The 18,560-nt window shown below is 62.7% G+C and carries 20 protein-coding genes and 1 tRNA gene; 5 read left to right on the top strand and 16 right to left on the bottom strand.

From position 1 onward, the window contains the following. The first annotated feature begins 43 nt into the window (after positions 1–43). The 3 genes from CIT25_RS17540 (at position 44) to CIT25_RS17530 (ending at position 3,814) form a co-directional block, all read left to right on the top strand. Positions 44–1,579 (top strand): undecaprenyl-phosphate glucose phosphotransferase, encoded by a 1,536-nt coding sequence (locus tag CIT25_RS17540; RefSeq protein WP_095485790.1) that lies wholly within the window; start codon positions 44–46, stop codon positions 1,577–1,579. Beyond that, positions 1,576–2,835 (top strand): O-antigen ligase family protein, encoded by a 1,260-nt coding sequence (locus CIT25_RS17535; protein ID WP_095485789.1) that lies wholly within the window; start codon positions 1,576–1,578, stop codon positions 2,833–2,835. Before CIT25_RS17540 ends, CIT25_RS17535 begins: the two co-directional genes overlap by 4 nt. A gap of 337 nt (positions 2,836–3,172) precedes the next feature. Next, positions 3,173–3,814 (top strand): peroxiredoxin-like family protein, encoded by a 642-nt coding sequence (locus tag CIT25_RS17530; RefSeq protein ID WP_095485788.1) that lies wholly within the window; start codon positions 3,173–3,175, stop codon positions 3,812–3,814. 262 nt (positions 3,815–4,076) lie between these two features. Here the strand turns inward: CIT25_RS17530 and CIT25_RS17525 are convergent, their stop codons facing one another. From CIT25_RS17525 to CIT25_RS37530, 3 genes are all read right to left on the bottom strand, one after another. After that, the gene (locus CIT25_RS17525) at positions 4,077–4,379 is read right to left on the bottom strand and encodes a hypothetical protein (protein WP_095485787.1); all 303 of its coding nucleotides are present in this window, start codon (positions 4,377–4,379) and stop codon (positions 4,077–4,079) included. Between the two features lie 172 nt (positions 4,380–4,551). Continuing rightward, positions 4,552–4,628 (bottom strand) — tRNA-Pro (locus CIT25_RS17520). A 180-nt stretch (positions 4,629–4,808) separates the two neighbouring features. Further along, positions 4,809–5,267: a helix-turn-helix domain-containing protein gene (locus CIT25_RS37530; protein ID WP_245329885.1), complete on the bottom strand. Its 459-nt coding sequence runs from the start codon at positions 5,265–5,267 to the stop codon at positions 4,809–4,811. Between the two features lie 282 nt (positions 5,268–5,549). Between CIT25_RS37530 and CIT25_RS17510 the strand changes: the two genes are divergently transcribed. Continuing rightward, positions 5,550–5,825 carry a hypothetical protein gene (locus CIT25_RS17510; RefSeq protein WP_095485786.1) on the top strand — a complete coding sequence of 92 codons (276 nt, stop codon included), beginning with the start codon at positions 5,550–5,552 and terminating at the stop codon, positions 5,823–5,825. Positions 5,826–5,880: 55 nt separating this feature from the next. Here the strand turns inward: CIT25_RS17510 and CIT25_RS17505 are convergent, their stop codons facing one another. The 7 genes from CIT25_RS17505 to CIT25_RS17475 form a co-directional block, all read right to left on the bottom strand. Next, on the bottom strand, positions 5,881–6,219 hold the full coding sequence (locus CIT25_RS17505) for a hypothetical protein (protein ID WP_095485785.1): 339 nt from the start codon (positions 6,217–6,219) through the stop codon (positions 5,881–5,883). 76 nt (positions 6,220–6,295) lie between these two features. Further along, on the bottom strand, positions 6,296–6,838 hold the full coding sequence (locus CIT25_RS17500) for a MerR family transcriptional regulator (RefSeq protein WP_095485784.1): 543 nt from the start codon (positions 6,836–6,838) through the stop codon (positions 6,296–6,298). Positions 6,839–7,033: 195 nt separating this feature from the next. Continuing rightward, on the bottom strand, positions 7,034–7,357 hold the full coding sequence (locus CIT25_RS17495; protein ID WP_095485783.1) for an integration host factor subunit alpha: 324 nt from the start codon (positions 7,355–7,357) through the stop codon (positions 7,034–7,036). Positions 7,358–7,462: 105 nt separating this feature from the next. Continuing rightward, the gene (locus CIT25_RS17490; protein WP_095485782.1) at positions 7,463–8,434 is read right to left on the bottom strand and encodes a beta-ketoacyl-ACP synthase III; all 972 of its coding nucleotides are present in this window, start codon (positions 8,432–8,434) and stop codon (positions 7,463–7,465) included. 9 nt (positions 8,435–8,443) lie between these two features. Then, positions 8,444–9,514: a phosphate acyltransferase PlsX gene (gene plsX, locus CIT25_RS17485; protein ID WP_095485781.1), complete on the bottom strand. Its 1,071-nt coding sequence runs from the start codon at positions 9,512–9,514 to the stop codon at positions 8,444–8,446. 130 nt (positions 9,515–9,644) lie between these two features. Then, positions 9,645–10,193, bottom strand: coding sequence for a YceD family protein (locus CIT25_RS17480; RefSeq protein WP_095485780.1), 549 nt, complete (start codon positions 10,191–10,193; stop codon positions 9,645–9,647). A gap of 7 nt (positions 10,194–10,200) precedes the next feature. Then, positions 10,201–10,743, bottom strand: a complete 543-nt coding sequence (locus CIT25_RS17475) for a ubiquinol-cytochrome C chaperone family protein (protein WP_095485779.1) — start codon at positions 10,741–10,743, stop codon at positions 10,201–10,203. A 114-nt stretch (positions 10,744–10,857) separates the two neighbouring features. On the opposite strand from CIT25_RS17475, the gene CIT25_RS17470 reads away from it, so the two are divergent. Next, the gene (locus CIT25_RS17470) at positions 10,858–11,400 is read left to right on the top strand and encodes an outer membrane protein assembly factor BamE (RefSeq protein WP_095485778.1); all 543 of its coding nucleotides are present in this window, start codon (positions 10,858–10,860) and stop codon (positions 11,398–11,400) included. 416 nt (positions 11,401–11,816) lie between these two features. Here the strand turns inward: CIT25_RS17470 and CIT25_RS17465 are convergent, their stop codons facing one another. From CIT25_RS17465 to osmF, 6 genes are all read right to left on the bottom strand, one after another. Continuing rightward, positions 11,817–13,958, bottom strand: coding sequence for a sodium-translocating pyrophosphatase (locus CIT25_RS17465; protein ID WP_095485777.1), 2,142 nt, complete (start codon positions 13,956–13,958; stop codon positions 11,817–11,819). A 232-nt stretch (positions 13,959–14,190) separates the two neighbouring features. Next, positions 14,191–14,373 carry a DUF2165 family protein gene (locus CIT25_RS37525; RefSeq protein WP_095485776.1) on the bottom strand — a complete coding sequence of 61 codons (183 nt, stop codon included), beginning with the start codon at positions 14,371–14,373 and terminating at the stop codon, positions 14,191–14,193. 36 nt (positions 14,374–14,409) lie between these two features. Next, positions 14,410–15,174, bottom strand: coding sequence for an ABC transporter permease (locus CIT25_RS17455; protein WP_095485775.1), 765 nt, complete (start codon positions 15,172–15,174; stop codon positions 14,410–14,412). Next, on the bottom strand, positions 15,171–16,109 hold the full coding sequence (locus CIT25_RS17450) for an ABC transporter ATP-binding protein (protein ID WP_095485774.1): 939 nt from the start codon (positions 16,107–16,109) through the stop codon (positions 15,171–15,173). Before CIT25_RS17450 ends, CIT25_RS17455 begins: the two co-directional genes overlap by 4 nt. After that, positions 16,106–17,272, bottom strand: a complete 1,167-nt coding sequence (locus CIT25_RS17445; RefSeq protein ID WP_095485773.1) for an ABC transporter permease — start codon at positions 17,270–17,272, stop codon at positions 16,106–16,108. Before CIT25_RS17445 ends, CIT25_RS17450 begins: the two co-directional genes overlap by 4 nt. Positions 17,273–17,524: 252 nt before the next feature. Then, positions 17,525–18,436, bottom strand: a complete 912-nt coding sequence (gene osmF, locus CIT25_RS17435) for a glycine betaine ABC transporter substrate-binding protein OsmF (RefSeq protein ID WP_095485771.1) — start codon at positions 18,434–18,436, stop codon at positions 17,525–17,527. Positions 18,437–18,560 lie beyond the last annotated feature (124 nt).

Here is an 18,560-nt window from a genome sequence, read left to right as displayed (position 1 = left end):
TCTCTTTTGCTATTCACCTGAGGGAAGCTTTGCGGATGCACCCATGAACGAGATCGATCCCGCACGCCGCTTTTCGATAGACGCGGTGCGTAAATTCGACGGCCCGGCGAATGGCGATAGCCTTGGCGGGATGAACGACGTCGCCCGTCAGGTCGCGTCGCAATACAGGCGCGATACCATGTCGCCGATCATGGTCAGCGGCGTCTTGCGACTGGTCGAATTCGCGCTGCTGTTCCTGTCGGGTCTCTGCGTCTATTTCTACTATGTCGGCTTCTTCAGCCATCTCGCCTGGCAATATCCGCTGACGATCGCCGCCGCCTCGTTCCTTGCCGTGGTGCTGCTCGACGTCACCGACTGCTACCAGATCGTCTCGCTGATGCGCCCGATCGCCAATTTCGGCCGTCTCCTGCTGGTCTGGGCGGGGACATTCGCCTTGATGGCGCTCACGGCATTCGTCATGAAAACGTCGGAAGACTATTCGCGCCTGTTTTTCGGCACCTGGTTCGTCGTCGGCTTCTTGCTGATCTTCGGGCTCAGGCTGCTGATGTCGAAGCTTATCCGGCGCTGGGCGCGCGACGGGCGCATGGAGCGCCGCGCCGTCATCGTCGGCGGCGGCACGGCGGCGGAAGTCCTGATCCGCTCCGTCGAAAGGCAGCCCTACAACGACATCCGCATCTGCGGCATCTTCGACGACCGCGGCGACAAGCGCTCGCCACCCATCGTCGCCGGCTACCCAAAGCTCGGCACCGTTTCCGAGCTCATCGAGTTCGCCCGCATCGCCCGCATCGACATGCTGATCGTGTCGCTGCCGCTGACCGCCGAATCGCGCGTCCTGCAGCTTTTGAAGAAGCTGTGGGTGCTGCCGGTCGATATCCGGCTCTCGGCGCATTCGAACGCGCTGCAGTTCCGGCCGCGCGCCTATTCCTACATCGGCTCCGTGCCGATGCTCGATATCTTCGACAAGCCGATCAACGACTGGGATTCGGTCGCCAAGCGCGCCTTCGACATCGTCTTCTCGATCATCGGCATCATCGTGTTCTCTCCGGTCATGCTGGTGACCGCGATCGCCATCAAGCTCGACAGCAAGGGACCGGTGCTGTTCCACCAGAAGCGGCATGGCTTCAACAACGAGATCGTCGAGGTTTACAAGTTCCGTTCGATGTATACCGACAAGGCGGACCCGACGGCCAAGCAGACGGTGACCAAGAACGACCCGCGCGTCACCCGCGTCGGCCGCTTCATCCGCAAGACCTCGATCGACGAGCTGCCGCAGTTCTTCAATTCGCTTTTCGGTTCGCTGTCGCTGGTCGGGCCGCGCCCGCACGCCATTGCCGCCCAGTCGCACAACCTTCTCTACAATGAGGTGGTCGACGGCTATTTCGCACGCCACAAGGTCAAGCCCGGCGTCACCGGCTGGGCGCAGATCAATGGCTGGCGCGGCGAGATGGACACCAATGAGAAGATCCGCATGCGGACGGAGTATGACCTCTATTATATCGAGAACTGGTCGCTGCTGTTCGACCTGAGGATCCTGTTCCTGACACCGATCCGGCTGCTCAACACGGAAAATGCTTATTGAGCGCCGTCACGCATGAACTGCCGCCGGCCGCAGTCAATGCCAAGCTGATTGCGCTGATTGCGTCGGGCGCGGTTTTCCTAGGCGTCTTCCTGTCCGGCTTCGTCATTGCCGAGCCTGCCCCATACGACATCTACATGGCCGGGCTGATCGTGGTGTGGGCCTTGTTCGGCCTGCGCATATCGCGCGCGGCAGCGCCGCTGCTGGTGCTGCTGGTGATCATGAACATTGGCGGCATGATCTCGATGACCCAGATGTCGGATATTACCGGCGCCCCGCTCTATCTCTCAGTGTCGCTGTTCCTTGCCTTCACCGCGGTGTTCGTCGCCTCGGTGACATCGGTCCAGCCCAGTCTCTACCGGTCGATCTTCCTGGCCTATGTGATATCGGCGGCGCTGACCTCTCTGCTCGGCATAGCAGGCTATTTCCATGCCTTCCCAGGGGCGGAGATATTCACCAAATACGACCGCGCCACCGGCGCCTTCCAGGATCCGAACGTGTTCGGGCCGTTCCTGGTGCTACCCGGCATCTATCTGCTCTATCTCATGCTGACGGGCCCCGTCTCACGCATGCCCTTGCTGGCGGTGCCGCTGCTGATCATAACGGCCGGCATTTTCTTCTCCTTCTCGCGCGGTGCCTGGGGCATGTTCGGCGTCTCGGCAATCCTGCTCACCGGCGCACTGTTCCTGCAGAGCGCCAGCGGTATGTTCCGGTTGCGCGTCGTCGTCATGACCATCGCCGCCATCTCGCTGCTGGTGATCGCGATGCTCGTCATCCTGCAGCTGCCGGGTGTTTCGGAAATGTTTTCCAGCCGCGCCCAACTGGAACAGAGCTACGATACCGCCCGCCTCGGCCGTTTCGCGCGCTACACGATGGGTTTCCAGATGGCGCTGGAGCATCCGCTCGGCATCGGCCCGCTCGTCTTCGGCACGATTTTCGGCGAGGACACGCACGACATCTGGCTGAAGATGCTGATGGACTATGGCTGGCTCGGCTTTGTATCGTTCCTGACTCTGACCTGCTGGACGATAGCGGCTGGCTTCCGCATTCTCCTGCGCGACAGGGCGTGGCAGCCCTATCTTCTGTGCGCCTATGTTGCCTTCATCGGCAATATCGGCCTGGGCACCTTCATCGACATCGATCACTGGCGCCACGTCTATCTGCTGCTGGGACTAATCTGGGGCGCCATCGCGCTCGAGTACCGCCATCAGCGGCAGTTGCGGCCGGTGGAGCTGCCTGTGCCAGCGGCTGGGACATGATCGATTTCTGGGGACAAGTCTAAGTTTTGAAATGGTCGGAGTGGCCGGATTCGAACCGACGACCCGAACCTCCAAATCGAGGTCGGGAACCTGACCTTCAGCGCAAGAGCATTCGGGAGTGCGCTCGCGTAAGGTAATTCACCACATTTGGCGGCACCCGCAGATGCTTTTTCGTGTTATGATGGGCTTACAACGCGCGTAATCTCGACCTCGGCAATATGGCAGAGGTCGAAAGCTATTGCCTTGGCACAGGAAGCTTTCGCCCCAGCACTTGATCGCCTCCGAAACGCTGGGTGTGCTGCTTTCCCTGACTGACCCCGGGGCGAGGAGGTTGTCCATGTCCACGAGTAGTGTTGACCGCCCGCTGCAGCCGGGCGACCGGGCACCGAATGTTGTGCTCAATGCGATCTCACGCGAAGGCAAGATCGCGCTCGATGATTTTCGAGGCCGTAGCCCGTTGTTGATCGGTTTGTTCCGAGGCCTGCACTGTCCGTTCTGCCGGCGCCATGTCGCGGCGATGGCGCAACTCAAGCCGGCCCTGCGTGAGAAAGGCGTCGAATGCCTGGCTGTGGTCAATACGCCGGTCGAGCGGGCGCGGCTCTATTTCCGTTACCACCCGGCACCCGATCTTCTCGCCGCATCCGACCCGGAGCGAGCCTCGCACCGTGCTTTCGGCTTGCGCGAGGTCGGGATGGACAAGGTCATGGCGATACCGTTCCATCTCCCGGGCGAGTTGCCCGAGCCTATGGACGTCATGGCAATGAATGAATTTCTTAACAAGAAGGAAGGATATGAGATTACGGAAGTCGATCAGCAGGCGATGGCTTCCAGCCAGGCGCAGCTTGTCGGTCAGTTCCTAATCGACCGGGCGGGCATCGTACGCTGGAACTTCACTGAAGTTCTGGAGGATGGCCTCAACACCTTCAGAGCGCTGAATCCCGAGGAATTGATGTCGGCAGCTTCCCAAGTTGCACATTAATAGGGTTGCGGAAATGGGCTGCTGAAAACTCGCTCGACGGCCACCGTCCTGTGTTTGGATTTAACAATCATCGAAATGCTCAGCGCAGGAGGCTAAGGTCTGCCCGTGGGCTTCGTAGCGATTCGATTCAACGGTCTGCGGACCGCCCCGACGCTAGAGTGAGCAAGCCGCATAGGCGGGGCGACGTCCGCTCCTTGCCGCAATCACGTCGTTCCGACAGGCGCGCATACGGCAAGTTTCCACCCTAAGCGGTAGTTTAGCATCAGGCCGCGATCTGGCGCTGGCTAATCCCGTCCGGCACCTTGCCGCCATCGACGACGATGCGGCCCGGATCGATCGAGGAGACGCCCGCGCCGCCCATGGCCTCCCACAATGCTCGGAACCGCTCGGCCGCCGCGACCTGAGCCGCATCGAGCGCGCCGCGAACGGCCAGCGTCGTGATTGCCGATTCGCGGACATTGACGGCGGCCGCGATCGTGCGCGGGTTGCTGGCGTCCTCGCGATGGGCGGGGCTGTAAAACGGGTTCGGGACGGGGGCGGGGCGGAGGCGAGCTTGCGTCGACATGGCGCAAGGATGCCACGGCGAGGCCGAATCGTCACCATGACCCCAATTGGCGCCTGCGGCTATTTGGCCTTTGCGGCTTGCCGTGCTGGACCCAGAGTGGGCCCATTTTTCCGTTTTCGCGTCTTGGTTAGTTTCCCGGATTTCAAATAAGCCTTATCTTTCAAGGGCTTATTGGTCGGAGTGGCCGGATTCGAACCGACGACCCCTTGACCCCCAGTCAAGTGCGCTACCGGGCTGCGCTACACTCCGGACCGGTCGCGATGTATCGTGATAACCCGGTTCGGGTCAACCGAATTCGGCGGCCGTCACGCCGATGCCCGGCGCGATGGATTTGAAGTTCCTGCTCTGTTGCATGTCGTCAGCACTCAGGATCTTCAAATCCAGAATCACGCTCGTTTGCTCGTATGGTTTGATGCTCTGGCGTCGCTGCTATGAGGCGGGTCGACTTTCCGCGGATTGTGTCAGCACGGCTGTATTGATCAGCGCGTTTTCCGGAAGCCTAAGCGCAGAGGCTATTCGTCGAAGCTTCGATGGATCGGCATTCTTGCCGTTCTCGATGTCCGCGATCTCATCGACCGCCAGGCCGCACGTCAGAGACAGCTCTTCCATGCTGTATCCCCTGGTTTCCCGGATGGTTCTGAGGGCGCTGTGATCAGGCGTAGCTTCGATTGCCGCCAGTTCGGAGAAGGGTTCTTTTTTTGCTATTTGGGACATTGGCAACTCCGTGGTCTGAAAGAGTTTGATCAAATAATGATGTTGCCTGGGACGGCCGCGACAATGCCCGGTCATTAACGATTTGCCAAGCACCAAAGGAACCGTCACGGCATCGTGATGCCGGACCGGCGCGGCCCTGGCATCAGTCTCAGCGGCGCCGGCGCGGGGCGCCATCCCGATCAGGTTCTTCGACTGGCCGATCGTCGAATTCTTCGACTAAGCCGCTCGCTCGTTAGGTGACTGTCGCCGGCACGCCAGTCGTTTTGGAAGGATCGAAACAGAGGCGGGAGCTTGACCCAAGCGCAGAACGCGTCAGCAGCTGCCATTTTTTTGAACTGACGCGTGAACCTTTCCTCTCCGAGCCGCACCAAGACGGTATGGACGCCAAGAAAGGCGGTCCCCAACCGGAAGGACGCCAGGACGGCGATCCTCGATCCAAGAGAAGGAAATGCTCAAATGACCAATATCTCGAACTTCAAGCGCCTGTCGCTCGCCGCTGCCATCGTCGTCTCGGCCTTCAGCTCGATTTCCGTTCCGAGCTCGGCCTTCGCCGACGGCACGCATCCGAGCGGCGGCGGCGCGGTTTGTAAGGGCGCGGGTCATTGCCTGGTGCTGCAGCTCGACTGCAAGGGCACATACACGGATGCCACCGATTCCAACGGCACTGTCTACGGCAAATGCAGCCAGACCGCCCAGGTCAGCCCGAACAACAGGCTCAAGCTCGCCCGCTGATCCACCTCGACGAAAGTGGCGGCTGTCCGCGGGATGGCCGCCACTTTCTTTTGCCTCAACGTGCCGATCTCGACGTCGCTCGCGACGTTTTCTGCTGTCGGCTGAGGAGCAGGCTGGCAACGAGGCCGACCACAACCAGCCCGACAGCGGCCGCTGTCGCCGGGTGCTCGCGGGCTGTCTTTTCTATCACCCTGCTTTGCCTCCTGATCACAGGCAGCGCCTCGCTGAAGCGCTCGGCAAGATCCGAATAATAGTCCGACGCTGTGTCACGCCCGTCCTCGTAGTAGGCGCCGCCCCGCCTGGACACGGCTTTCCTCAGCGCCGCCAGTTCCCTGGAGAGGGCCGCGACCTGCTTTTCAAGGTCGATGTCGGAGAGGGTCGAAAATGATACCATGATATGCTTCCTTCCTTTCCGGGAGGAACGCATGATTCCGGAAGCAGTTCCGGTTTTGCCGGCGATCGATCGGCTCTTAGCGCACCTGATCGAGCAGGCGCTTGCACTCCAGAAGGTCGAACAGTGCTTCCTGCAGCAAAGCGCGATTGTCGCGCGAGAGTTTCGACGTGCCCGGCTGCACCGGACCTTCGTCGTCGGTTTTGCCCAGGCCGAAAAAGCGCCGGCTGGGTTTCACCTTGGGCTCGCCGACCAGCATCTCATCATCGGCGCCGCGCGGCTGGGCCGCCGGCGTCAGCGGCACCGCATCGGCCTGCCGGCGTTGCGAGATCGCCTCGACGGCCGCCATGTCGCCATTGCCGATAGCGACCAGGAAGTGGTTTCCGTTCTCGCGCAGCAGCTTCTGCACGCCCTTGATCGTATAGCCCTGGTCGTAGAGCATATGGCGGATGCCCTTGATCAGTTCGACATCCTGCGGCCGGTAGTAGCGGCGGCCGCCGCCGCGTTTCATCGGCTTGATCTGGTTGAAACGCGTTTCCCAGAAACGCAGCACGTGCTGCGGCAGGTCGAGATCTTCTGCGACCTCACTGATGGTGCGGAAAGCATCGGGGCTCTTGTCCATGGGCGAAATCCTCACGCTGGAGCATGATCCCGAAAGGTGGGAATCGGTTTTCGGGCAAGATCATGCTCAACAAAGAACCATTCCAATCCGGCTTGTTCTGCCGAATCGGGCCTTATTTCAGCGGTTTATGAAACAATATTCAAGCCCGGCGTAAAAGCGGGCGATCGTTTTCAACCGGGCTTTGAAGCGCAGGCGCTATTTGCTGCCCTTGGCCTTGCTGTTCTGATGGGCGCGCAGGATGCGGTTCTTCAGCACATTCGATGATTTGAAGGTCATCACGCGGCGCGGCAGGATTGGCACTTCCTCGCCGGTTTTGGGATTGCGCCCGATGCGCTCGTTCTTGGAGCGGACATGGAACGTCGCGAACGACGACAATTTCACCGTCTCACCGCGAACGATCGCTTCGCAAATCTCATCCAGAACCGCTTCGACGAGCTCGGCCGATTCAGTACGCGACAAGCCGACCTTGCGATAAACGGCTTCAGCAAGATCGGCGCGCGTAAGTGTCTTTCCCCCCATGCGAACCGTCCCATCAGCTCAAAAATATAAATCGATACAAGCAAAGATAGAGCCTAAGTAATTGATCCGGCAAGGTCAAGGACCGAACCTGTCAGTTCGGCAAACTTACCAGCGAACCAAAACCGCGCCCCAGGTGAAGCCTCCGCCCATCGCCTCGATCAGCACCAGGTCACCCTTCTTGATGCGGCCGTCGGCGACGGCCACCGACAGAGCCAGCGGCACGGAAGCAGCCGAGGTGTTGCCGTGCAGATCGACCGTGACCACCACCTTTTGCTCTGCTATCCCGAGCTTTTTGGCGGAAGCGTCGATAATTCGTTTGTTGGCCTGATGCGGCACGAACCAGTCGAGATCCTCAGCGGTGATGCCGGCCTGTGCGAACGTCGCCTCGATGACGTCGGTGATCATGCCGACCGCGTGCTTGAACACCTCGCGGCCCTCCATCCTGAGATGGCCCACCGTTCCGGTGGTCGATGGTCCACCGTCGACGAACAGCTTGTCCTTGTGGGCCCCGTCGGAGCGCAGGCTGGCCGCCAGCACGCCGTGGTCAGCAATGCTGCCCGCCCCCTCTCCTGCTTCCAGCACCATCGCGCCGGCGCCGTCGCCGAACAGGACGCAGGTCGAGCGGTCGCTCCAGTCGAGGATGCGCGAGAAGGTTTCCGAGCCGATCACCAGCACGCGTTTTGCCAGGCCGCCACGGATATAGAGGTCGGCGGTCGTCACCGCGTAGACGAAGCCCGAGCATACCGCCTGCATGTCGAAGGCGAAGCCGTGATGCATGCCGAGCCGGTTCTGGATCTCGACAGCGGTCGCCGGAAAGGTGTTGTTGGGCGTCGACGTCGCCAGCACGATCAAGTCGATATCGGCTGGCGTCAGGCCGGCATTGGCCAGCGCCGCGCGCGCCGCCGCCTCGCCCAGTGAAGCCGTCGTCTCGTCGTCGGCCGCGATATGGCGCTGGCGGATGCCGGTGCGCTGGGCGATCCATTCGTCAGACGTCTCGACCATGCCTTCGAAATCGGCATTCTTCATAATGCGGCGGGGCAGCGCGGCGCCTGTGCCGCGCACGACTGATCTGATCAAGGCTCTTTCCTATTCCTCTGCGTCGGCAACGACGTCGGATTTCCTAGATGTCTGGGCATGCGGATTGCGCGCATGGAACAGGTCGAGGTCGGCTTCGATGCGATCGAGCAGATTGTTGCGCACCATGTCGTAGCCAAGCTCGATCGCCGCCGCAAAGCCGTCCGAATCGGCCCCGCCATGGCTTTTCACCACGATGCCGTTCAGCCCCAGGAAAACACCGCCATTGGAGCGGCCGACATCCATCTTCTCGCGCAGGCGATCGAAGGCGCCCTTGGCGAACATATAGCCAATCCTAGCCATCAGCGTCCGGTTCATCGCCGCGCGCAGGTAACCGGCGATCTGTCGTACCGTTCCTTCCGCCGTCTTCAGCGCGATATTGCCGGCAAATCCTTCGGTGACGACCACGTCGACCGTGCCCTTGCCGATGTCGTCGCCCTCGACGAAGCCATGGTAGTTCATCGAGGCCATGTTGGCTTCGCGCAACATGCGGCCCGCCTCCTTGACCTCTTCCTGGCCCTTGATCTCCTCGACGCCGACATTGAGCAGGCCGACGCTCGGCCGTTCGATGCCGAAAACCGAGCGCGCCATGCCGGTGCCCAGAATGGCAAAATCAACCAGTTGATGCGCATCCGCGCCGATGGTGGCGCCGACATCCAGCACCACGCTTTCGCCGCGCAATGTCGGCCAGAGCGCCGCGATCGCCGGGCGGTCGATGGTCGCCATGGTGCGAAGGCAGAACCTCGACATCGCCATCAACGCGCCGGTGTTGCCGGCCGAGATGCAGGCGTCGGCGGTGCCTGCCTTGACCGCCTCGACGGCTTTCCACATCGACGACTTCCAGCGGCCATGGCGCAGCGCCTGGCTCGGCTTGTCGTCCATCCTGACTGCTATCTCGCAATGGATGAACTCGCTCACTTCCGCCAGCTTGGGGAATTTTGCGAGCTCGGGGCGCACCGCCTCCTCGCGACCATAGATGACGAAACGGATGTCGGGACGCCGGGTCGCGACCGTCATGAGCGCCGGGATGACCACGCTTGGTCCGTGATCGCCGCCCATGGCATCGATGGAAATCCTGATCACGCGGTATTCATCTCACAGTTTGCTTGAGCGAGCGCCTGGCGCTGGCAATGGTTTGGGGCTCGCGAAGGTTCGGCGAAAATAGCGTTTTTGGGCTGCCGCACAACCGGCTTTCTCCGATTGGGTCGGCTTTTCAGGATTTTCCCAGCAGGGAACGCAGCTTTTGCTGGAATTCGCTTTCCTCAGTCCCGGCATCGTCGGCAGCCTCCATCGAAACGCCTTGCTTGCGCGGATAGGGATCGATCGCCAGTCCAAAGAACTGCTCGGCAAGCGCCCCGACATCAATCGTATTGCCGGAAAACGTCTCCGGGCTGTCCGGCCCTTCGGCATCGAGCAGTATCTCGCCGCCGCCCTCGAAACCCTGCCGCCCGAGCTTGGACTGCTCCGGCAGAAACAACCCGTCGACCGCCTCGTCGATATGCGCCGCGACCGGGTCGAGGGTGACGATGCAGGCCTGGGTGATGTCGGCCTCGACGCGGCCGCTAACCTTGACGCCGTTGCGCTTCCATGGCGTCACCAGGAGTTCGGCGTGGTAGTTCTCGACCGAGAGCAACTCGTGCTCGCCCGCCAGCGCGGCGCGTTGCGCGGCGTCGGCCTCGATCACCACCGGCAGCCCCTTTTGCGGCAGCCGAGCGACATTGGCCACGAAGGACACAGGGCTCTGGGAATCGGCGTGTTTCATCTTTTCCTTAGATAGTCTTGGGGACGGGGAATGCCACCGTGCCGGAAACAATCGATTCGGTCGGCTGTTCCGCGAGTCGCCTGGAGACATCGGCGACGTAGCCGGCCAGATCCGTTGCTTGCGGCCAGGCGCCGGCATCGGGCCTGACATTGCGGGCAAGGGCAATAGAAAGTGCGTCGTGGTCATTTCGCTCCAGCGCATCGTCATAAGCGGCGGTGCGGCCGTAGAACATCTTCGCCAGTTTCTTCATGCGCTTCGGCACACCGACGTCGCCGACGCCCAGTTCCCGCAGCGAATGCTCGACATCCATGAAGAACTCGTCGATCAGCACCTGCGCGACCTCCCCGGCAACGCCGCCCTCGCCGCGCAGCCGGTGCTGAAACAGGAACATGTGCAGCGACAGCATCTCGAAGCGGCCAAGCGGCGTGTCCGGTACATTCCAGTCGGAATAAAACACGGTTTGCCGCGCCGCTGCCACGATTTGTGCGTAAAGCGCCTCGGTGATAGCGCGGTTGGCGTGACGTTCGCGACCAAAAAGGCGCTGGAACATTGAGGGTGGTCTCCCGGGGACCGTTTGTTGAATTGGCCTTGTTGCATCGGCGAGCAAGCTGGTTTACCGGTTTTGCGGCCCAGCGCAAGTTGCGGCCAGCTAATGGAGTTGTAGTTGCGCGCGCTGAAATTCAAGTCGACTTTTCTGCCCAGGCCCGCTTTGTCAAGGTCCGCCGGCGCGATCTCGCTGCTGGTGGTCGCTTCGGCGCTTTCCGCCTGCAACTCGTCGAAGATGATCGGTGATCTCAATCCGAGCGAGACGCTGACGCAGGGCTACGTCATCGACCAGCAGGCGATCGACCTGGTGCCGGTCGGCTCAAGCCGCGAACAGGTGCTTCTGGCGCTCGGCACGCCATCGACGAAGGCGACTTTCGACAACGAGGCCTTCTACTACATCTCACAGACGCGCAAGCGTTACGTCGCCTTCGACAAGCCGAGGCTGGTCGACCAGAAGGTGCTGGCCGTCTATTTCGGCGAGGACGGGCGCGTTACCCAGATCGCCAATTACGGCTTGAAGGACGGCAAGGTGTTCGACTTCATCTCGCGGACCACGCCGACCGGCGGCAAGGACCAGAACTTCCTCAGCCAGATCATCAACGGCGCCAGCAAGCTGGCGCCCGGCCTACCCGGCGGTAGCGGCGGCATGCCCGGCGGCTGATTCCTTTCGGCCTTTCTTCCTCTCTTTTGCTTCCTTGGAAGCAGCAACATCTCAGGCGACCGAAAACCCGCGGGAGCGATCCTGCGGGTTTTCGTTTTGAGGCAGCAGCCATTGTCGCAGGCCACGCGAAACATTCAAAAATGAAAAACCCGCGGGATCGCTCCCGCGGGTTCGGTCTNCGGGAGCGATCCTGCGGGTTTTCGTTTTGAGGCAGCAGCCATTGTCGCAGGCCACGCGAAACATTCAAAAATGAAAAACCCGCGGGATCGCTCCCGCGGGTTCGGTCTGGATTTCGGCCCTGGGGCTAGAGCGGTTCATCGTTTCACGGAAACGCCGAACCGCTCTATCTCTTTGTTTTTGCGCAATTCCGGACGGAAAACCGCTTCACACTTTTCCTGGAATTGCTCTGAGCGGCCTCAGCCGTGCGCGAGCACCGCCAGCAGCAGCAGGGCGACGATGTTGGTGATCTTGATCGCCGGGTTGACCGCCGGGCCGGCGGTGTCCTTGTAAGGATCGCCGACCGTATCGCCGGTCACCGAGGCCTTGTGCGCCTCGGAGCCCTTGAGATGCTTGACGCCGTTCTTGTCGGTGAAGCCGTCCTCGAACGATTTTTTCGCATTGTCCCAGGCGCCGCCGCCAGAGGTCATCGAGATGGCGACGAACAGCCCGTTGACGATGACGCCGAGCAGCGAGGCGCCGAGCGCTGCAAAGGCGGACGCCTTCGAGCCCGAGATCAGCAGCACGCCGAAATAGACGACCAGCGGCGCGAGCACCGGCAGCAGCGACGGAATGATCATTTCCCGGATCGCCGCCTTGGTCAGAAGGTCGACCGCACGCGCATAGTTCGGCTTCGACGTGCCGGCCATGATGCCCGGATCCTCGCGGAACTGCTTGCGCACCTCCTCGACGATGGCGCCTGCCGCGCGGCCGACCGCCGTCATGGCGATGCCGCCGAACAGATAGGGGATTAGGCCGCCGAAGATCAGGCCGGCGACGACGTAAGGGTTGGAGAGGTCGAAGGAGACTTCGCCCATGCCCTGGAAGTAAGGATATTTGTCGCCATTGGCGGCAAAGAACTTCAGGTCATTAGAGTAGGCCGCGAACAGCACCAGCGCGCCGAGACCGGCCGAACCGATGGCGTACCCCTTGGTCACCGCCTTGGTGGTGTTGCCGACAGCGTCGAGCGCATCGGTGGATTGGCGCACTTCCTTGGGCAAGCCGGCCATCTCGGCAATGCCGCCGGCATTGTCGGTGACCGGGCCGAAGGCGTCGAGCGCGACGATCATGCCGGCGAGGCCGAGCATCGTGGTGACCGCGATCGCCGTGCCGTAGAGGCCGGCGAGCTGGTAGGTCGATATGATGCCGCCGACGATGACGATCGCCGGAAGCGCCGTCGATTCCAGCGAGACCGCAAGGCCCTGGATGACGTTGGTGCCGTGACCGGTGACCGAAGCCTGGGCAATGGAGTTCACCGGGCGCTTGTCGGTGCCGGTGTAGTATTCGGTGATCACCACGATGAGGCCGGTCACCAGAAGGCCGATCAGGCCGCAGATGAACAGGTTCCTGCCGGTGATGGCCATGCCGGCGACCGTGCCGATCTCGCCCCAGCCCAGTGTTACCGAGGTGGCGACGCCGAGGCCGATAATGGACAGCAGGCCGGTGACGATCAGGCCCTTGTAGAGCGCGCCCATGATCGAGCCGTTGGAGCCGAGCTTGACGAAGAAAGTGCCGACGATGGAAGTCAGGATGCAGGCGCCGCAGATGGCCAGCGGATAGAGCATCGTGGCGCCGAGTACGGCGGTGCCGCCGAAGAAGATTGCGGCGAGTACCATGGTGGCGACCACCGTCACCGCATAGGTCTCGAACAGGTCGGCGGCCATGCCGGCGCAGTCGCCGACATTATCGCCGACGTTGTCGGCGATGGTGGCCGGATTGCGCGGATCGTCTTCGGGAATGCCGGCTTCGACTTTGCCGACGAGATCGCCGCCGACGTCGGCGCCCTTGGTGAAGATGCCGCCGCCGAGACGGGCGAAGATCGAGATCAGCGAGGCGCCGAAGCCGAGCGAAACCAGCGAGTCGATGACGACACGGTCGTTGGGCTGAAGGCCCATGAAGTGGGTGAGGATCAGGTAGTAGATCGAGACGCCGAGCAGCGCTAGGCCCGCGACCAGCATGCCGGTGATGGCGCCCGACTTGAAGGCGATCTCGAGGCCGGCAGCGAGGCTGTTGGAAGCCGCCTGCGCGGTGCGCACATTGGCGCGCACCGAGACGTGCATGCCGATGAAGCCAGCGGCGCCCGACAGGACGGCGCCGATCAGGAAGCCGATGGCGGCGGTGATCGAAAGCAGCCACCAGGCGAGCAGCAGGACCACGACACCGACGATGGCGATGGTGGTGTACTGGCGCGCCAGATAGGCCTGGGCGCCTTCGCGGATGGCCGCGGAAATTTCCTGCATGCGTGCATTGCCCTGATCGGCCGCGAGGACCGAACGTGTCGCCCAGATGGCGTAAAGGACTGAAAGCAGACCGCAGGCGATGACAGCTGAAATTATGGTCATTGCCGGATTTTCCTCGATTGATGACCCAAAAGAACCCCTCCCTGGGCCGTTGAGACAGGGAGCGGATTCCGCGCGCGGAATCCGCTCCCTTCGCACCGGCTTATGCGAAACAGGGCAGTGAACGTCAAGATATTGTTCGGTTTTTGCCCGGCTTTCGCCCAAAAGCTATGGGCGGCGACACGCCCGCCGGCGCCGCCGCCCGATTAGATCGATTGAAAACGGCTGGCGGTCGTCAGCCTTTGCGCAGGTCGCCGTCCGGCTGGACGACGAAGATCAGCACCGCCAGCATGGTCATGTAGAACATGAAAGCCTTCTGCTGGCCGTTCCAGACGCTGGACAGTATGATTTCGCCATCGTCCGCCGCCGCTGGATTGCGGGCGAGACGGGCACCACGCTCGAGGTGACGCTCGATCACCCGGCGCGTTCGGGCGAACGAACTTCGCCCAAGGCGCTACGCCGTCCCCTGCCCCATGCGGCGCGCGGTGTAGCGCTCGATCGCCGACAGCCCGTCATAGATCAGCACAGCAAGGGCGGCGACGATCAGGCCGCCTTGCAGGATGAAGGCGAGGTTGTTCGACAACAGACCGGCGATGATCACCTCGCCCAGCGTCCTGGCCGCCACGGTCGAGCCGATTGTCGCGGTGGCGAGGCTGATGACCACCGACAGCCGGATGCCGCCGAGAATGATCGGCGCGCTGAGCGGCAGCTCGACCTTGACCAGCCTTTGCCAGCCGGTCATGCCGGCGCCGCGCGCCGCCTCGACCACGTTGACAGGCAGCGTCGTCAGCCCGGTCAGCGCGTTCTCGAAGATCGGCAGCAGGCCGTAGAGAAACAGCGCGATCAGCGTCGGCTTCTCGCCGAAGCCGACGGCCGGCACGGCAAGCGCCAGCACCGCCACCGGCGGAAAGGTCTGGCCGATATTGACCAGGCTGCGCGACAGCGGCAGGAATTCGACGCCGGCTGGCCTGGTGACCAGGATGGCGAGCGCCACAGCAACGATGGTCGCGGCCACCGTGGCGATCAGCACGGTCCTCAGATGCAGCAGCGTCAGCGACAGCAGGCTTCCCTGGTTGTAGATCACTGGCGCGTTGTTCTCGGTAAGCGGCTTCAGCAGCGGCTCGAACCAATCGGGATTGGTCACGAAGGCAATGAGCAAGACCACCAGGACAAGCCTGAGCAGCGATGGAAGCCAAGCTTTTAAGCCAGCCTCTTTCATGCCGGCCTCGCCGCGCGCTTCACCAATCCGTCCACCGTCACGCGGCCGAGCGGCTTGCCGTCGGCGCCTTTCACCGGCAGCGCCGGGCGGCCCGACCAGAGGAGCTCAGCCAGCGCATCGCGCTGGCTGGCGTCGCCGGGGATCGCCTCGCCCTCGGCGCCGCCCTTCTCGACGGCGTCGCGCACGCGGCCGAGCGACAGCAGCCTGAACGGTTTTTCGCTGGCACCGACCAAGCTCTCGACGAAAGCGCTGGCCGGCCTCGCCAGGATCTCGGCGGGCTTGGCATATTGCACCAGCTTGCCGGCATCCATCACCGCGATCTTGTCGCCCATATGCACCGCCTCTTCCATGTCATGGGTGACGAGGATGATGGTGGTGCCGAAGCGCTTCTGGATCGCCAGAAGATCCTCCTGCGCCTTGTTGCGGATGATCGGGTCGAGCGCGCCGAACGGCTCGTCCATCAACAGCACGTTAGGCTCCGCGGCAAGGGCGCGGGCGACGCCGACGCGCTGCTGCTGACCGCCGGAGAGCTCGTGCGGATAACGTGGCCCGAACGCCTGGGGATCGAGCTGGTAGAGCGTCATCAACTCGTCGACACGGGCCTTGATGCGGGCCTTGTCCCAGCCGAGCAGCACCGGCACGGTGGCGATGTTCTGCGCCACCGTGCGATGCGGAAACAGCCCGTGGCCCTGGATGGCGTAGCCGATGCTGCGGCGCAGCTCATAGCCGGGCAGCGAGCGGTTGTCGGCGCCGTCGAGCTTGATCACGCCCGCGGTCGGCTCGACCAGCCGGTTGATCATGCGAAGCAGCGTCGTCTTGCCGGAACCGGAAGTGCCGACGATGACGGCGATGGTGCGCGGCTCGATCACCATCGACACGTCGTCGACCACCGTTGTCGCATCATAGCGCTTGGTAATGCCTTCGATCTCGATCACGCCGGTTGTGCCTCGCGTCTCTTGGTGGAGGTCATCTCGATCACCGCGTCGAGGATGATGGCGGCGGCAAAGGCGAGCGCCACCGTCGGTATGGCGCCGAGCAGCACCAGGTCCATCGCCGTCTGGCCAACGCCCTGGAACACGAACACGCCAAAGCCGCCGCCGCCGATCAGCGCGGCAATGGTGGCAAGGCCGATGTTCTGGACCAGCACGATGCGGATGCCGGTGAGGATCACCGGGAAAGCCAGCGGAAATTCGACGCCGAACAGGCGCTGGCGCTCGGTCATGCCCATGCCGCGCGCGGCGTCGTTGGCGGCGCGCGGCACGCCGGCAAGACCGACCACGGTGTTGGCCACCACCGGCAGCAGCGAATAGAGGAACAGGGCGACGAAGGCGGGCGCGGTGCCGATGCCGCGAATGCCGAGGGAGGCAGCGCCGGGCACATGCGTCGCGACCCAGCCGAGCGGCGCGATCAGCAGGCCGAACAGCGCGATCGAGGGAATGGTCTGGATGATGTTCAGCACGTTGAGCACGCCGGCCCGCAATTTCTCGACGCGGTGGCAGAGAATGCCGAGCGGCAGGCCTGCGATCACCGCCGCCGCCAGCGACCCCAGCGCCAGCGTCACATGCTTGGAGCCTTCCGCCCAGAAACTGTCGGCACGGTTGGCATATTCCTTGAGGATCGACAGGCTGTTCCAGCTTCCCGAGACCAGCAGCAGGCCGATCGCCGCTGTCGCGACGACGAGCACGCCGATCCGCGCCCCTGGCGACAGGTTCAGCCTTGTCAGCACATCGGCGAGCAAAAGCGTAAAGGCGAAGATGAGCAGCCAGAAACCCGAGGCCGGCGAGATGCGGGCAAAGGTGTTGCCCTCAGGCGTCAGGAAGCTGCCGGCGACCCCGATCAGCAGCGCCAGTGCTGCAAGCGCGGCCACACTTGCGGCAAGGCGCAGGATCAGCGGTGTCTTCAACAGCGCGATGAGCGCCGCGATAAGCACGATTGCCAGCAGCAGCGGGCCTGTCACCGCAGGCAGAGCGTCGAGGATCGAGCGTGCCTCGCCTGGCACGATGCGGTTGGCGCGGAAGGTGGCGAAGGGCGCCGCGAAAGCAGCATAGGCAACGATCACGGCGATGACCACGCCGAGCTTGTCGAAGCGGATGGTCATGACGTACCTATGCGATGGCGGCGACTTGAGGACCTGACGTCAGGACCGTCGTGCTCCGTCGCGCCCCCCTCTGTCCTGCCGGACATCTCCCCCACTTGGGGGGAGATCGGCAGCTTCATTGCCGCCGATCCATCTTCCCCGTTGGCGATTGGCGGAAGCCGAGCGTGCATCCAATCTCCCCCCGTGTGGGGGAGATGGCCGGCAGGCCAGAGGGGGGCGCCTCGCACCGGCGTCATTTTCCAAACGGGCTGACTACTTCAGAAACCCGTTCTTCTTCAAAAAATCTTCGGCGACGCCCTTGGCCGGCTCGCCGCCGACCTGCACGCGGCCGTTCAGTTCCTGCAGGGTGACGAGATCGAGCTTGGCGAAGACCGGCTTCAGCAGCGTCTCGATCTCAGGATGCTCCTTCAGCACCGCCTCGCGGATGATCGGCGCCGGCTGGTAGACCGGCTGCACGCCCTTATCGTCTTCGAGCACGACCAGGCCGGACGGCGCGATGCCGCCATCGGTGCCGTAGACCATGGCGGCGTTGGCACCGTTGGTCTGGTTCGCCGCAGCGGCGATGGTCGCCGCCGTATCGCCGCCGGACAGCGTGATCAGCTGGTCCGGCTTCAGGGTGAAGCCATAGGTGGTCTGGAACGCCGGCAGCGCGGCGGCCGAATTGACGAACTCGGCCGAGGCCGCCAGCACCACCTGGCCGCCGCCGGAGACATATTTGCCGAAGTCGGACAGCGTCGCCAGCTTGTTGGTCTCGGAGACATCCTTGCGCAGTGCGATCGCCCAGGTGTTGTTGGCCGGCGACGGCGACAGCCAGACGATCTTGTTGGCATCGTAGTCGAGCTTCTTGGCCGTCTCATAGGCTTTCGCCGCATCCTTCCACACGGGATCGTCGGCCTTTTCGAAGAAGAAGGCGGCGTTGCCGGTGTATTCCGGATAGATGTCGATCTCGCCGGCGGTGATCGCCTTGCGCACCACAGGGGTGCCGCCGAGCTGGATGCGGTCGGTGGTCTGGATGTTGTTGGCGTTCAGCACCAGCTGGATGATGTTGCCGAGCACGCCGCCTTCGGTGTCGATCTTCGACGACACGACCACTTGAGCGCTCGCCGAGGCCGCGGTGATGCCGAGCGCCAGTGCCGCGCCGGCCAGAACCTTGACTGAAAACATTTCACAAATCCCTTGCTGAGAACCGGATTACGGCTGCCGCATATGAGCATGGCTTCAATGCCCCGTCGGGGTACACGGTTTCATAAGAGGGGGGATGGGCGCAATAATTTTGTTCGGATGCGGG

Origin of the sequence: Mesorhizobium mediterraneum (assembly GCF_002284565.1) — a bacterium.
Classification (GTDB): Bacteria; Pseudomonadota; Alphaproteobacteria; order Rhizobiales; family Rhizobiaceae; genus Mesorhizobium; species Mesorhizobium mediterraneum.
The sequence above is the reverse complement of the archived record's forward strand: the minus strand, read 5'-3'. Positions and strand labels throughout refer to the sequence as shown.